Consider the following 15,688-nt stretch of genomic DNA (forward strand, 5'->3'; position numbering starts at 1 on the left):
GAAACAAAGAATATCAGATTGATTGTTGCAGCTATAGGCAGCAATAAGTTTGTTGAGATGATCAGCGTTTTAATATCTATTTTCTTGTGAAAAAGGCTTGTGAATTTCAACAGGAAAAGCAAAGGAATAAAAAGCCCTAAGCCCATGAAAATTGCATCGATGAATGACGAAATATTTGACATGTTTATCAGACTATCTAACAGGCTTCGGAAACACCGGTAAACTTTCGTGCCCTTCAGCATCAACAGACTGTACCGCGAAGAAATAATTATCCTTTGAGTAATTCAACGTAGCTATAGTATCGGTTACATAGAATTTCTTTTCCCAATAGGGGCTGATGGTTTCGCGCATCAGTACATAATAGCCGGCGGGCTTTTTACCCGTGGAAGGTACTTCCCATTTCAGTTTAGTTTTATTGGTTAAGTCGCTGGTGATCACGCCTACATTCTGAGGCCCGGCCGGGGCTGAAGCGAGATTAGCCAATACTGCAAGGTTCATGCGGGCTACTTTTTGCACATAATTAAAATCAACAAAGTCAGGCAGGTCGCCGTACTCAACACCGTTTTCGGCGCAGATATTCTGATGCTGACGGTTAAAATTCTCGTTCATTTCGGTAAACCTTACAGCCGTAAAGCCCTGTTCTAAAAATGGCAGGTGATCGCCGCCGCGCAAATAGCGATCTCGCCGGTAAATAAGCTTTACGTCTAATTGATCAACATAACGCTCTCCAATTTCTTTGGTATACCTTGCCAACTGCCTCGACGGACTATCATTTTCCCCTCCTAATGATTTCAAAGCTGCCACTTGTTTATCGGTAGCTGCGGTAGGTACACCATCGCTAAAAACACGTACGCTACGGTTATCTTTCAGGTCGGTTTCTATGCCGTAAGTATTGCCAACGATATCATTATTCAGCATGGCATCCACATTCCAGTTTTCGGCTTTGGCCCGTTTGGCTACGTTGGCAGATCCATACAAACCCTGCTCTTCACCAACCACTGTCATGAAAATAATAGTGGCAGGGAACGATCTTTTAGCCATCACCCTGGCCAGTTCCATCGAAAGTGCAGTGCCTGAAGCATCATCATTGGCACCGGGTTCAACCCCGTTGGCGTCCATCACATCATTGATGCGTGAATCATAATGTCCCGATACCAGATACACCCGGGTATCATTCGGATCGGTACCTTTTAATATAGCCAGTACATTTTTGAGTTTGATGGGTTTATCGATACGTGTACCTTTAGGCTGTGTGAACGTATCAAACTGCACGGTCATCTTCCCGTTTGACTCAGTCGCATATTTTTCCATTTCGGCCTTGATCCAGTTGCGTGCTGCACCGCTGCCGGTGGTTTTGCTGGTGGTATCGCTCAGCGTGTGCCTGCTTTTAAAGCTAACCAGTTTGCGGATGGTAGCCTCAATGTTTTTGGCTGATACCTCATCAACCATTTGCTTAATGCCCGTGTCCTGCTTTACGATGGTTTGAGCGGAGGCCGGGAGGGTAAGGATAAGGAGGAGGAATAAGAAGATGTGTTTCATATGATGATGATGTTTTTTCCCGTAGAGACGCATAATTGCGTCTCCGACCATACAGGTCAACCTTGATGATTTGGGTCAGATATATAAATTTTCAAACCTATCTCTTTCAGTAAACCAGTTGTTGGGATTGTTATGAATGTATTGCTTTATGTTATTGTACTCACGATCATTTCTAATTACCCGATCATAATAACGAGGCTGCCAAGCAAAATCGATGTTGTTGTCATTCGCATATTTCTTAACGGATGATTTATAGCCACGCAATACAGAAGCCACGTTATCTTTTTGAACACCGAATTTATTTGCTTCCCAATTGATTTTTATCAGGCTTGTTAAAAAACAATATCCCATGCAAATGGTCTGGCATTACCACAAATTCATCCAATTCGACAAATGGATTAATTTCTGGAATTTTTAACCAGTTGATATGAGCGAATTCACCCATAATTGAGGATTGTAGAAATAGAGCTTCATTATTTTCATTTGGGAGGATATCTCCAAAATATGGTACACGGTTAAGGGTACAGATGGTTACAAAATATAAACCATGAGCCCCATAATCCCATCCAGCTAAACGAGGTGATGACGTGCGATATTTATTTTGATATTTTTCTTCCATTTATATTGTGAGGATTATAATGCAATTGTTTCTGTCCTGCGAGAGACGCAATTATGCGTCTCTACATCAGCATCTTTTATTCTCCTTCCTCCTCCGCAACAATCCCTAAAATCTCATCAGCTTGTTTAAAATTGCTTTTTACAAAATGGCACCAATCGCATTCTTTTTTGCCGCAGCCTGTGCTGAAATCGTGCGCCATGATTTTGGCGTAAGTTTCGGTGATCTGCCCGGTTACTGTCTCTACGTCTTCCGGTGTTATCACAAATTTTTCGCGGTAATATTCACCATCGCTTATGGGTTCAACAAAATCGAAAATGGTGCTGATCACCTGCCAGTCGGTAGTGCGGTCATGATCTATCAGTATTTTATAGAAAACAGCCTGTCGCCAGTAATCGCCGCCGTTGGGCAAATCATTGGTTGGGCGCAGTAGTTTATCTTTTGCATTTTTAGGCTTACCAGTTTTGTAATCAACAACGGTAGCCTGCTTGCCGTCAAACTCTATTTTATCCAGGTTACCTTTAATAGGAACACCTGCTACTTCAATGTTTTTTATAGATCGTTCGGTAACAGCTATCTTGTTCCAATGCGGTACGTTTTGTTCATAATATGGCGGCAGGATCTTTTCGCCGTAGGCTGAGCGCAGCTTAAACTCATCTTTAGTAAATGAATCGCGATTGCGGGCCATATACCATCTAAACTCGCGCATGAAATTTTCCGTACTCAAAAACTCGTTGTCATTATCCTTCAACTGCCTGTAAGTTTTGTTGAGTGCCCAGTGTACCGCCTGTCCAAAAGTAGCCGCCGGACTTTTACCCGATGGCACCCTGATCAAACACTGAAAATAAAACCGCAGCGGGCAGTCCAGGTAACTGCTCAGGTGGGTTACCGATAGCGTGTAATTTTGCAGCAGCTGGTTGATGTAGTTTTTATCCAGCAACTCAACCTTTGGTTTTTCGGCTTCGCTGAATTGGGTTGCCTGGAACTCGATCATATCCATGGCATCCACTTTAGGGTATTGTACCTGCATATTGGTGCTGGCTAATATCTCGCCTATAAATTGGCTTGCCTCCTGGTCTTTGTCCTTCCTGTCCTTAGCGGCGTATGAGATCATAAGGTGCTGCTTGGCACGTGTTACTGCCACATAAAACAGGCGGCGCGCTTCCTCTTTCTGTGCAATTTCATCAGCGGCGGAACGGGTAAGTGTGTCGGGATAGCTGAAACCGCTGTTACGGCCTTTGCTGTCCCAGGTACGTTTGTCGCAGCCAATAAAATACACATATTCAAACTCAAGGCCTTTTGAGCCGTGTGCCGTGAGGAAGTTGACACCATTCTCCGAAAAGATGCTTTGGTTAAGCTCCAGGCGGATCTGATGTTTCTTCATCATTTCGATGGTCGAGATCAAATCATCCAGGCTGATGTCGGGCCTTTTGCGGCTTTCATCTTTCAGGAAGTCGAAAAAACTGGTAAGCATTTGCATGTAGCTGCCCTTATCCTGTTGCTGCATAATATATTTCAGGATGCCCATTTTGGCTATCACACTTTGAAAAAGCTGCTGCAGTGTAACACTTACCGCCTCTTTGAGCAGGTAATCAATATTGCTGATGAGGTAGCGCATCTCTTGCTGCTGGTCGGGGTGAAAAAGGTCTGCTTGTTTGGGTGGCCTCATCTCGCTTACGTAACGGCGGATAGAAGTTTTAGGCTGATTGTAAGCCAGGGTACCAAAGTTTTCTTTAAACACTGCAACGCTTGCCTTGGCAATTTCAATAGGGGGATGTTAAAGAAATCATAGTGCATGATCTCAAACAACAATTCATCCCCGCTGTATGGCGAATCGAGCTCCATGGCAAGGTAACGCAAGATATTAATGATCTTTTCACCAAAGGGTTGGGTAAGCACGTCTATCTTGCGTTTGGTGTTTACCTGGATCTTTTGCACATCCAAAAATTTGATCATCTCCTCAACCTGGTTGTGGTTGCGGTAAATTACCGCTATCTCGCCCGGAGGTACACCGTCAGTAACCAGTTGTTTTATCTGCAGCGATACATCAACCAGTTCTTTATCAGGGTTCTCGTACTCCCGGATCACCGGCTCAACCAACAGGTTATTAAAACGCGGATGAGATGATTTTAAAGCTTTATCTAAATTGAGCTGACTTGTTAATCGCTCAAAATTGTTGTCGATAAGCGCTTTTGAAATATCGAGGATCTGCTGACTGGAGCGATAGTTATGTTTTAGCACTACGGTGTATAGTGTATCTACATAGTCATTGGCAAAATCAAGGATGTTTTTCATGTTGGCTCCCTGAAATTTAAAGATCGACTGATCATCATCGCCTACCACAAAAACATTCGGGGTATCCCAATAATTAAGCAAAAAGCGCAGCAACTCGTTTTGCGATCCGCTGGTATCCTGGAACTCATCTACCAGAATATACTGATAACGTTCCTGGTATTTACGAAGTATTTCTTCATTATCGCGGAAAGCGCGCAACACCCAAATAATCATGTCGTCATAATCATAGCGGCCGCGCGTTTTCATTTTTTCTGTATAGTTTTGATACTCTCCAACAGCCGCCAGCAGTTTTTTCATCACATCATGCGCGGCGTCAATATCTTTTTGTTTCGGATCACCAATCTTGATGCCCGCTTTGGCATTAGCCCGTTTATAAATAAACTCCTCGCGGTTAGGCAAGTCTTCAAGATAGTCATTTACCGCCTGCTCAATCATTTCGGCGTTCCAGTTTTCCCGCTTCATAGTGCTGAACAGGCTTTTAAGCCGGGGAACATCATAATAAATATCGCCCGTAAAACGCTTCAGCAGGTGATCGTTCGGGAACTCATCAACCAGTTCCCGGAATAGCATAGCCGATTCCAGGTCTGAAAGCGACTCCAAATTCAGCTTGCCGAAATATTCCAGGTTTTCCTGGATGATCTCATTACAAAACGCATGGAACGTATATATATTAATACGGTAAGCATCGGGGCCGATAAATTCGAACAGACGTTTACGCATGGCCACTGCACCGGCATCGGTATACGTTAAGCACAGGATTTCGCTGGGTAAAGCGTCTGTATCAGTCAGGATTTTACCTATCCGCGCTGCCAGGATCTGCGTTTTGCCTGTACCGGGGCCCGCTACTACAAGTACAGGGCCATCCATTTTGTTAACCGCGGCCAATTGCTCGGGGTTTAAACCGGCTAAGGCTTCCTGGAATTTAGCGTTATATTTATTGAATGTAGATTGCATAAGCCCCTCTAAATCTCCCCCTGAAGGGGAAGACTTCTAATTTGGTTATTAAAATTCTTAGTATTCTGATGCTTGATAGTCGGGCGTTCTTAGGATACTTATCTGAACCCCAAAACCACCGATATCAAAATTAGGACTTAAAATGGAAATTGATTGCCTCCCGTTAATATTATACTTGAACTCCCCCTTTAGGGGGCCGGGGGCGACTACAACCCCATCCCTGTAATAAAAAAAGCATTCACGCTTACAGGTAACTTACCCGTAGGTTTTAAGCGTCCCGCAAGTACTTTGGCTGCCGACTGTTGCAGTTCGGGCGACATCTGGTAACAAACCAATAAACTGCCAGCGTTTTCAAGTCCCGGCAAACCCGCTATGGTATAAGCATTGGCAAACACACTGAATGCTGTGTTTTTGCGTGATGCCAGGTCGGCAATCATCAGTTTTACATCGCTGCTGTAATCAAGCTTGCTCTGCGGGCGGAGGCGGGTATCATGTATGCCTACAATAATCTGCTGGTACTGTTTAAGCCAGTTCAGGATATTGGTAACTGCAATCGCCGGTGCATCTTTATTAATTATAAAAATGCGACTGTTCGGGAAACTTTTTACAACCTCCATCTGGAAAAGCGTTGGCGAGCTTACGCCTATACTCACGATGGCTGTTTTTAAAAATGGATTAAGCTTTACATTATTGTTCTTCAATTGGGTTACCGCGGCATCGCTTAGTTGTTGTACCAGTGCTTTGGCGGCATCGCTGTTAATGTCCTGGCTTAAATTGGTTAAAGTAGTTGGCTTGTATTGATTAAGCCCTGCCCAGTATTTGGCAACTAAGATCTTTTTGATCCGCGCTTCAAACTCAACAGCACTAACGCTGCCATGCCTCACAGCTTTACGGATCAAGAGTATAGCCCGGTCTGAGTTTTCAGATAGTTCAATGATATCATTGCCGGCAATAAATGCCTTTACATCGGCTTCACCGTTGGGGAAATATTTGGTTACCCCTTTCATTTCCATCGCATCGGATATCACCAGGCCTTTAAAGTTTAACGAATCTTTCAGGATTCCGGTAATAATAGGGCGCGAAAGGGTTGAGGGTAGTTTTGGCGTATTATCTAAAGAAGGGATCCCCATATGAGCGATCATTACCCCGCTGATACCCGCATTGATGGCTTCCCGGAAGGGATACATCTCTAAAGAATCTAATCGACTACGACTATAAGGCAGCAGCGGTAAATCAAAATGCGAATCGACATTGGTATCCCCATGCCCCGGAAAATGCTTGGCCGAAGTAAGCAAGCCTGCATCCTGCATGCCTTTAAAATAAACAATACCTTTTTTGGCCACGTTATACATATTATCGCCAAAAGAGCGGTAATTGATAACCGGGTTATTAGGATTGTTGTTCACATCCATATCGGGGCCAAGGTTCATTTGCATGCCCAGGCGTTTAAAATCATAAGCTACCTGTTGGCCCATTTTATAAATCAGGTTATCATCCTGTATGGCACCGAGGGTCATTTGGTATGGGTATGATATCGTAGAATCCAGGCGCATACCCAGGCCCCATTCGCCGTCCATAGTTATAATTAAAGGTACTTTGGCCAGTTTCTGGTATTTATTGATTAGGTTGGCCTGGCGCACCGGTCCGCCCTGAAAAAACACAACGCCCCCCAATTGCTGCTCTTTAATCACCTGCCCAACCGAATCTTCATAGGCTTTTCCTTTATTGGTATGCGCCCGTACAAATAATAATTGTGCAACCCGCTGCTTGCGGCTCATTTTATGATACACCGAATCTACCCAGCGGTTTTGTTTGCCTAACAATTGGATATAACTTTCTTTTTGTGCAAAAACATCGGCGGTGAAAAATGTGAAGATGATAATCAGCGGGTAGAAAATGCGGTTTTTAGAAGCTTGCATAGGCCAAATGTAGCGTTATTCTGAATTTTTGATGAAAATGATGTTATAACTATTATAAAAATCAAACCGCTAATAAACCTTTGTGTTTTTTATTAATCTATCACGTTATTAACATACATACGAGGAAAAGCCGGCGGTAACCGGTAACTAACGGGCTAACGACTTTTCCGCCACTTATTTAAAACAGACAAATACGATGAAAAAATTACTTTTCTTGGCAATGTGCCTCTTTACCGTAGGGACAGTTAGTGCGCAGGGGTATTACTATGGACCGCGTCATCGCCGCCCGCCCCGCCGGGTCGTTGAAAGGTCTCAGCCCCAACACCGTTATGATGATTTTTACACCCCCAAAGTTGGTTTGGCGGTTGGTTTAAACGTTTCAAACACGGTTGATGCTTATAACAGCAATTATAGTTCGAGTTCACTTGCGGGCTGGCACGCAGGTTTAACCTTTGATGTGCCTATTATCTACCCGCTGTCATTTGCTCCCGAAGTATTGTTTTCGCAAAAAGGATATGAGGTGAATGACCGGGACGGGAAATTTACACAGCGCACCAATTATATTGATGTGCCTTTGCTGGCTAAATTTAGGGTGGTACGGGGCTTTAACCTGCTGATTGGTCCACAGCTTACCTTTTTAACTTCAACCAAAAATACTTACGAAAGCGCTTTGGGCACCAGTGTCGATCATATTGATAACGATGCCAGTCATAGCTACGTAGCCGGCGTAGTTGGTGTAAGCTTTGATATTAACCGCAATGTGGAGATCCGCGGCCGTTATAATATCGACCTTGGCGAAAATCGTCCTTATGCTGATCAAAACCTGCCCGATTACCGTAACCAGGTTTGGCAAATTGGTTTAGGGTTTAAATTTCAATAATAAATAATGGAGTACGGTAATTGATCACAGCTACTTTAATGTAGCATTTACTTTTATGCAAATATGCTAAGCCGCAAAGGGGAAGAGATTCCAAAACTTTACGGCTTAGCTTTTTTTGTGAGTTTAAGTTCGATCTTTATTTATTTAGGCGTTGCCTTCGGCCGGGCTTTCCGCTCATACTGCGCAGGGCCTTAGCCACATTGGCCGGTACCCGCTTCAATCTAACACAAAGGCATAATATTACCATTCTCTCGGGGGATGTGCCGAGAGAATCCTTATTTCTTTAGGATAATAATTATTGATCCGGTTTGGCAATAATTTGGCCCAGCCAAGCGGATGCCCCTCAAAGGTCATGAGCGTCCAGCCCTTATCTGTTGTGGATAGTTCGATATTATCCCGCCGCAGGTATTGGATAGCCTGATCTTTATTAAGGAGCGTTTCCAAAACTGCATCTTTATTAATTATAAGGCTTAGCGCCAGTTCATGATCAGGGATCAGGTCCTTACCGGCAAGTTTACCAATAATTACTCCCGATTTTTTAATATAGAGGTGTCGCTGTAGTATATTGAGGCTTTCTTTATGGGAGCGGTTAATAGCCATCCAGTCGTCATTTACTTTAAAATAATAAAACTCGTCGGGGTTATTAATATATGAGCGAACCTGGTCAAGTTCCTTGCCTGGCAATTTTTGCTGGGTGTTATTTTTAAAGGAGGCCAGATCGCCGCTGTTTTCTTTTTTGCAGGCAGGCGGCAAATAAGCCTTCGCCTTTTATCTTACCCGGGTAAAAACGGTAGCCCCAGGCTTTTTTCTCCGGCGACTGGGTTTCAACAATGCCCCACTCCTTATTAATAGGTATGCGGATGCTTTCCAGCTCAAACTCGGTGCAAAGCCAGTCCAGGATATCTTCATTTTCCTGATGTGAGTAGGAGCAAGTACTATATATAAGGTAACCATCTTCTTTTAAGGCTGGGTAAATATCAGCTAGTATGCGTTCCTGTCGCTGATGGCAAAGGTTCACGTTCCCTTCCGACCATTCGCTCATCGCGTCCGGATCTTTTCGGAACATGCCCGAGCCCGAGCAGGGGGCATCAACGAGTATGATATCAAAAAAGCTTTTCAACCTCCCGAAATCTTTAGGGTCATTATTGGTGACAATGGTATTGGCTGTACCCCACCGGTTCAAATTATCTGTTAATATAGGTACACGCGTTTTAATGATTTCGTTTGCCACTAATAAATCGGCAGGTTGCAGGGCCGAATTAAGCAAGGTGCTTTTACCTCCGGGTGCCGCGCAAAGGTCAAGTACTTTTACCGTATCATCATTATTTTGGTTGATGGTTTTAAAAATATGATCAATAAACATTGATGATGCTTCCTGTACATAATAGCAGCCGGCATGAAAAAGAGGATCGAATGTGAACGACGGGCGGCTTTCAAGATAATATCCGTTGGCGCACCAGGGTACATTTTGTGTAATTTTTAAGGCAGATGGTTTAAAAGGATTAACCCTTATAGAGGTTGGAGCCTCCTCAAACCGGTGCGCTTTTACAAAATTTTCTTCATCGAAGCCGTTTTCCGCGCTCAATGATGCGATGAAATGCGGAGGGAAATTATGCTCGTTCATATACATTTCAAATATACACATTAGCTAAATGCCCGTCTTTACTTAATTATGAAGGTGTTTGGGGATGTATTTTGCCTTAATTTACAGGTAGTTGTAAAATAGGTTTAATTATTTGAAAATATATCTTGGTTGGTAGCTGGTTTTCTGTGTACATTTGTGACCGCTTTAGAAAAAGAGGCGTTGTTTTTTGAAAATTAAAAGCGAATAAAAAGATTAAAAAAGTGAAATTTTCACTTGCTAAATCAAAATGAAATCCACACCTTTGCAGCCCGCAAAAGAGGAAAAGGAGAGAGCGAAGCGGGTCTGAAACTTTGAAAAATAAAAAATAAAAAAGTTTTGGAAATAAGAAAAGGTTTTCTACCTTTGCAGACCCAAACGGAAGGGAGCTTGAAAGAGCGAAAGAAGTTGAGGCTGAGCGAGTTCAGTCAATAAGAGAAGGAAGAAAGTTAACAATAGTTAATGAGTAAAACAAAAGAGCCGAAAGCGATTTTCGGGGAAACAAACTGACAAGTTAAGCGATGAAAATTGCGACGACATAATAGCTGATTCGGATGATGAAGCGAGCAAGTTCTTTTAAGAAATGGAAATCATGTAGCGTAACGGGAGATTAACCAAGGCTAAGGCTGAGGAAGATTGAAGAGTTACAAAAAGAAGAGAGGCTGTATAAAGATATAATAATACAGATTCTATTAATTAATAATAGGGTCAGTGGTTAAACAAAACATTTTACAATGGAGAGTTTGATCCTGGCTCAGGATGAACGCTAGCGGCAGGCCTAATACATGCAAGTCGGACGGGATAGGAGAGCTTGCTTTCCTTGAGAGTGGCGCACGGGTGCGTAACACGTATGTAACCTACCTTGATCAGGGGGATAGCCTCTCGAAAGAGAGATTAAGACCGCATAACATTATGATATGGCATCGTATTATAATCAAATATTTATAGGATCAAGATGGGCATGCGCAACATTAGCTAGTTGGTGTGGTAACGGCATACCAAGGCGACGATGTTTAGGGGATCTGAGAGGATGACCCCCCACACTGGTACTGAGACACGGACCAGACTCCTACGGGAGGCAGCAGTAAGGAATATTGGTCAATGGACGGAAGTCTGAACCAGCCATGCCGCGTGCAGGAAGACGGCCCTACGGGTTGTAAACTGCTTTTGCAGGGGAATAAACCTCGATACGTGTATCGAGTTGAATGTACCTTGAGAATAAGGATCGGCTAACTCCGTGCCAGCAGCCGCGGTAATACGGAGGATCCAAGCGTTATCCGGATTTATTGGGTTTAAAGGGTGCGTAGGCGGCTTTTTAAGTCAGGGGTGAAAGACGGTAGCTCAACTATCGCAGTGCCCTTGATACTGAAGAGCTTGAATGTACTTGAGGTAGGCGGAATGTGACAAGTAGCGGTGAAATGCATAGATATGTCACAGAACACCAATTGCGAAGGCAGCTTACTAAAGTATGATTGACGCTGAGGCACGAAAGCGTGGGGATCAAACAGGATTAGATACCCTGGTAGTCCACGCCCTAAACGATGAACACTCGATGTTGGCGATATACGGTCAGCGTCTAAGCGAAAGCGTTAAGTGTTCCACCTGGGGAGTACGCCCGCAAGGGTGAAACTCAAAGGAATTGACGGGGGCCCGCACAAGCGGAGGAGCATGTGGTTTAATTCGATGATACGCGAGGAACCTTACCCGGGCTTGAAAGTTAGTGAATGTGACAGAGACGTCACAGTTCTTCGGAACACGAAACTAGGTGCTGCATGGCTGTCGTCAGCTCGTGCCGTGAGGTGTTGGGTTAAGTCCCGCAACGAGCGCAACCCCTATGTTTAGTTGCCAGCATTTAAGGTGGGGACTCTAAACAGACTGCCTATGCAAATAGAGAGGAAGGAGGGGACGACGTCAAGTCATCATGGCCCTTACGTCCGGGGCTACACACGTGCTACAATGGATGGTACAGAGGGCAGCTACCTGGCAACAGGATGCCAATCTCTTAAAGCCATTCACAGTTCGGATCGGGGTCTGCAACTCGACCCCGTGAAGTTGGATTCGCTAGTAATCGCGTATCAGCAATGACGCGGTGAATACGTTCCCGGGCCTTGTACACACCGCCCGTCAAGCCATGGAAGCTGGAAGTGCCTGAAGTGCGTAACCGCAAGGAGCGTCCTAGGGTAAAGTCGGTAACTGGGGCTAAGTCGTAACAAGGTAGCCGTACCGGAAGGTGTGGCTGGAATACCTCCTTTCTGGAGCAGGATCTCTGAGTAATTCGGAACTGTTACCTACATGATATTTCTTAAAACACAAACAAAAAGACAAAAGGAAACCCAGAAGATGAAGCCATCTGTGGAATGTGCAAACGCAAGTAAGTACAGGACAAGTGGCAGTAAGCAGTGGCAGCAGCAGTAGGCAGAAAAGTCCTGCAAACTGCAACTGATAACTGCAACTAAAAACAAATAGTCCTGTAGCTCAGCTTGGTTAGAGCACTACACTGATAATGTAGGGGTCAGCAGTTCAAATCTGCTCGGGACTACAAAAAAGGAAGAAAGGGAAAAGGATAAAGGCAAAAGGTAAGAAAACCTTTCAGCTTTAACCTTTCAGTTTTCACCTCATCTAACGGGGGATTAGCTCAGCTGGCTAGAGCACCTGCCTTGCACGCAGGGGGTCAACGGTTCGAATCCGTTATTCTCCACCAAGTATTCTACAGTAACTATAATATAGGTTACGCTACAGATGAAAACTAACGTTCTTTGACATATTGGAAGAAGTAATTGAAAACAAGAGAAAACAACAGATAGAGACGTTGTTAGGTTCAATACTACAAAGAGACAAAGCAGCAATGCAATGACTCAATGAAATAATGACTTAATGACTGATCTAAAATAAAGACATACCTTGCGGCGCAAAAGGCGCAAGAGTAGAAGAAAGTAAGAAAGGGTACACGGGGGATGCCTTGGCTCTCAGAGGCGAAGAAGGACGTGATAAGCTGCGATAAGCTGCGGGGATTAGCAAATATGAATTAATCCGCAGATTTCCGAATGGGGAAACCTAGTTATTTGAAGAATAACTGCATAAATGCGCTAACCTGCCGAACTGAAACATCTAAGTAAGCAGAGGAAGAGAAAACAATAGTGATTTCCAGAGTAGTGGCGAGCGAAATGGAAGAAGCCCAAACCTGTTATGTTACGGCATAGCAGGGGTTGTAGGACCACAACATGAATATTAAATAGAACCGGAACGGGGTGGGAAACCCGGCCATAGAGCATGAGAGCTGCGTACGGGTAATAGATAATAGGATAGTGGTATCCTGAGTACCGCGAGGTCGGAGACGCCTTGTGGGAATTTGCCGGCACCATCCGGTAAGGCTAAATACTCCTGAGAGACCGATAGTGAACCAGTACCGTGAGGGAAAGGTGAAAAGAACCCCGAACAGGGGAGTGAAATAGAACCTGAAACCGTGTACTTACAAGCGGTCGGAGCCTGGCAACGGGTGACGGCGTGCCTTTTGCATAATGAGCCTACGAGTTACTCTTCCCTGGCAAGGTTAAGTGTTTAAGACACGGATCCGAAGCGAAAGCGAGTCTGAAAAGGGCGTATAGTCAGGGGAGGTAGACGCGAAACCTTGTGATCTACCCATGGGCAGGTTGAAGGTGCCGTAACAGGTACTGGAGGACCGAACCGATAAACGTTGAAAAGTTTCCGGATGACTTGTGGGTAGGGGTGAAAGGCTAATCAAACTGGGAAATAGCTCGTACTCCCCGAAATGTTTTTAGGAACAGCCTGGCGGTTGAGTTATAAAGAGGTAGAGCTACTAATTGGGTGCGGGGGAGTCAAATCCTACCAAATCCAGATAAACTCCGAATGCTTTATAATATACGCTGGAGTGAGGCTATGGGTGCTAAGGTCCATGGCCGAGAGGGAAAGAACCCAGACCATCAGCTAAGGTCCCTAAATTATTGCTAAGTTGAACTAACGAGGTCCGATTGCACAGACAGCTAGGATGTTGGCTTGGAAGCAGCCATTCATTTAAAGAGTGCGTAACAGCTCACTAGTCGAGCGATCGGGCATGGATAATAAACGGGCATCAAGCAGTATACCGAAGCTATGGATTCATATTAATATGACTGGTAGGGGAGCATTCTATTATCCGGCGAAGCAGGAAGGTAACTGACTGTGGAGGGAATAGAAAAGCAAATGTAGGCATAAGTAACGATAAGGCGGGAGAGAAACCCGCCCACCGAAAGACTAAGGTTTCCTGATCAACGCTAATCGGATCAGGGTTAGTCGGGGCCTAAGGTGAAGCCGACAGGCGTAGCCGATGGACAACTGGTTAATATTCCAGTACTTTTTATTACTGCGATGCGGTGACGGAGTAGTGACACTGACGCGAACTGACGGAATAGTTCGTTAAAGGCTGTAGGTATAGAGTTTGTAGTTAAGTACGCAGACTTTGCTGAAAGCTGATAGTACACCAAATCTTCGGACAAGGTGATAGTTCAGGTAATCAGACTTCCAAGAAAACCCGCTAAGCTTCAGGTAATAAAAACCCGTACCGTAAACCGACACAGGTAGTCGAGGAGAGAATCCTAAGGTGCTCGAGTGAATCATGGCTAAGGAACTCGGCAAAATGGCCCTGTAACTTCGGGAGAAGGGGCGCTGGCAGCAATGTCAGCCGCAGTGAAAAGGCCCAGGCGACTGTTTAACAAAAACACATGGCTTTGCAAAATCGCAAGATGACGTATAAGGCCTGACACCTGCCCGGTGCTGGAAGGTTAAGAGGGGATGTTAGTCGCAAGGCGAAGCATTGAATCGAAGCCCCAGTAAACGGCGGCCGTAACTATAACGGTCCTAAGGTAGCGAAATTCCTTGTCGGGTAAGTTCCGACCTGCACGAATGGTGTAACGATCTGGGCGCTGTCTCAGCCATGAGCTCGGTGAAATTGTGGTATCGGTGAAGACGCCGGTTACCCGCAACGGGACGGAAAGACCCCATGCACCTTCACTATAGCTTAACATTGATATCGGATACAGGATGTGTAGGATAGGTGGGAGACTGTGATCCAGCTTCGCTAGGAGTTGGTTAGTCAACGTTGAAATACCACCCTTTCTGTATTTGGTGTCTAACTCTACAAAGTGGAGAACATTGTTTGGCGGGTAGTTTGACTGGGGTGGTCGCCTCCAAAAAGGTAACGGAGGCTTTCAAAGGTAAGCTCAGTACGCTTGGTAACCGTACGCGGAGTGCAATAGCATAAGCTTGCTTGACAGTGAGACAGACAAGTCGAGCTGGGTCGAAAGACGGATATAGTGATCCGGTGGTTCTGCATGGAAGGGCCATCGCTCAAAGGATAAAAGGTACGCTGGGGATAACAGGCTGATCTCCCCCAAGAGCTCATATCGACGGGGAGGTTTGGCACCTCGATGTCGGCTCGTCACATCCTGGGGCTGGAGAAGGTCCCAAGGGTTGAGCTGTTCGCTCATTAAAGTGGCACGCGAGCTGGGTTCAGAACGTCGCGAGACAGTTCGGTCCCTATCTGTTGTGGGCGTAGGAAGTTTGAGTGGGGCTGACCTTAGTACGAGAGGACCGGGTTGGACTAACCTCTGGTGAATCTGTTATGCCGCCAGGTGTACTGCAGAGTAGCTACGTTGGGAATAGATAAGCGCTGAAAGCATCTAAGTGCGAAACTAGCCACAAGATGAGACTTCCATTGAGGGTCGTAGGAGACTACTACGTTGATAGGTTACAGGTATAAAGGTGGTGACATCATAGCCGAGTAATACTAATTGCCCGAAGCTTTCTTCAGATAGAAAAACGTTCACTGGTTTATTTGTTCAGTAGTTCATTGGTAGCAATATCGTAGA

Annotated in this window: 8 protein-coding genes, 2 tRNA genes and 2 rRNA genes; 5 read left to right on the forward strand and 7 right to left on the reverse strand. The window is 44.9% G+C overall.

The window, feature by feature from the left end; translation table 11 throughout:
* Nucleotides 1-192 precede the first annotated feature (192 nt).
* The 5 genes from ACQ86K_RS02075 to ACQ86K_RS02095 form a co-directional block, all read right to left on the reverse strand.
* On the reverse strand, nucleotides 193-1,539 hold the full coding sequence (locus ACQ86K_RS02075; RefSeq protein WP_091175493.1) for a M28 family peptidase: 1,347 nt from the start codon (nucleotides 1,537-1,539) through the stop codon (nucleotides 193-195).
* Between the two features lie 298 nt (nucleotides 1,540-1,837).
* Complete coding sequence (locus tag ACQ86K_RS02080) at nucleotides 1,838-2,158, reverse strand: glucose-6-phosphate dehydrogenase (protein WP_143020897.1); 321 nt, start codon at nucleotides 2,156-2,158, stop codon at nucleotides 1,838-1,840.
* Nucleotides 2,159-2,234: 76 nt separating this feature from the next.
* Nucleotides 2,235-3,896: a PD-(D/E)XK nuclease family protein gene (locus tag ACQ86K_RS02085; protein ID WP_431199710.1), complete on the reverse strand. Its 1,662-nt coding sequence runs from the start codon at nucleotides 3,894-3,896 to the stop codon at nucleotides 2,235-2,237.
* Nucleotides 3,830-5,404: an ATP-dependent helicase gene (locus ACQ86K_RS02090; protein ID WP_431199711.1), complete on the reverse strand. Its 1,575-nt coding sequence runs from the start codon at nucleotides 5,402-5,404 to the stop codon at nucleotides 3,830-3,832. Before ACQ86K_RS02090 ends, ACQ86K_RS02085 begins: the two co-directional genes overlap by 67 nt.
* A 206-nt stretch (nucleotides 5,405-5,610) precedes the next feature.
* Nucleotides 5,611-7,323, reverse strand: a complete 1,713-nt coding sequence (locus ACQ86K_RS02095; protein WP_091175486.1) for a glycoside hydrolase family 3 protein — start codon at nucleotides 7,321-7,323, stop codon at nucleotides 5,611-5,613.
* A gap of 196 nt (nucleotides 7,324-7,519) precedes the next feature.
* Here ACQ86K_RS02095 and ACQ86K_RS02100 point away from each other — a divergent pair, with 196 nt between their 5' ends.
* Nucleotides 7,520-8,203: a porin family protein gene (locus ACQ86K_RS02100; protein ID WP_091175483.1), complete on the forward strand. Its 684-nt coding sequence runs from the start codon at nucleotides 7,520-7,522 to the stop codon at nucleotides 8,201-8,203.
* Between the two features lie 240 nt (nucleotides 8,204-8,443).
* Here the strand turns inward: ACQ86K_RS02100 and ACQ86K_RS02105 are convergent, their stop codons facing one another.
* Together ACQ86K_RS02105 and ACQ86K_RS02110 are read right to left on the reverse strand one after the other, a co-directional pair.
* Nucleotides 8,444-8,956 (reverse strand): methyltransferase RsmF C-terminal domain-like protein, encoded by a 513-nt coding sequence (locus ACQ86K_RS02105; RefSeq protein WP_431199712.1) that lies wholly within the window; start codon nucleotides 8,954-8,956, stop codon nucleotides 8,444-8,446.
* Complete coding sequence (locus ACQ86K_RS02110; protein ID WP_431199713.1) at nucleotides 8,907-9,827, reverse strand: RsmB/NOP family class I SAM-dependent RNA methyltransferase; 921 nt, start codon at nucleotides 9,825-9,827, stop codon at nucleotides 8,907-8,909. Before ACQ86K_RS02110 ends, ACQ86K_RS02105 begins: the two co-directional genes overlap by 50 nt.
* Before the next feature lie 728 nt (nucleotides 9,828-10,555).
* On the opposite strand from ACQ86K_RS02110, the gene ACQ86K_RS02115 reads away from it, so the two are divergent.
* From ACQ86K_RS02115 to ACQ86K_RS02130, 4 genes are all read left to right on the forward strand, one after another.
* Nucleotides 10,556-12,076, forward strand: a 16S ribosomal RNA gene (locus ACQ86K_RS02115).
* A 212-nt stretch (nucleotides 12,077-12,288) separates the two neighbouring features.
* Nucleotides 12,289-12,363 (forward strand) — tRNA-Ile (locus tag ACQ86K_RS02120).
* An 85-nt stretch (nucleotides 12,364-12,448) separates the two neighbouring features.
* Nucleotides 12,449-12,525, forward strand: a tRNA-Ala gene (locus tag ACQ86K_RS02125).
* A gap of 225 nt (nucleotides 12,526-12,750) precedes the next feature.
* Nucleotides 12,751-15,630 (forward strand): 23S ribosomal RNA (locus ACQ86K_RS02130).
* The 16S and 23S rRNA genes sit together here with 2 tRNA genes alongside, the layout of an rRNA operon.
* The last annotated feature ends 58 nt before the right edge of the window (nucleotides 15,631-15,688 follow it).

This window comes from Mucilaginibacter sp. P19, assembly GCF_050632265.1.
Lineage (GTDB): Bacteria > Bacteroidota > Bacteroidia > Sphingobacteriales > Sphingobacteriaceae > Mucilaginibacter > Mucilaginibacter gossypii.

Coding starts and splice junctions, on each gene's coding strand:
- ACQ86K_RS02110 (WP_431199713.1), bottom strand. CDS start 9,827: ATGAACGAGCATAATTTCCCTCCGCATTTCATCGCATCATTGAGCGCG.
- ACQ86K_RS02100 (WP_091175483.1), top strand. CDS start 7,520: ATGAAAAAATTACTTTTCTTGGCAATGTGCCTCTTTACCGTAGGGACA.
- ACQ86K_RS02090 (WP_431199711.1), bottom strand. CDS start 5,404: ATGCAATCTACATTCAATAAATATAACGCTAAATTCCAGGAAGCCTTA.
- ACQ86K_RS02080 (WP_143020897.1), bottom strand. CDS start 2,158: ATGGAAGAAAAATATCAAAATAAATATCGCACGTCATCACCTCGTTTA.
- ACQ86K_RS02095 (WP_091175486.1), bottom strand. CDS start 7,323: ATGCAAGCTTCTAAAAACCGCATTTTCTACCCGCTGATTATCATCTTC.
- ACQ86K_RS02075 (WP_091175493.1), bottom strand. CDS start 1,539: ATGAAACACATCTTCTTATTCCTCCTCCTTATCCTTACCCTCCCGGCC.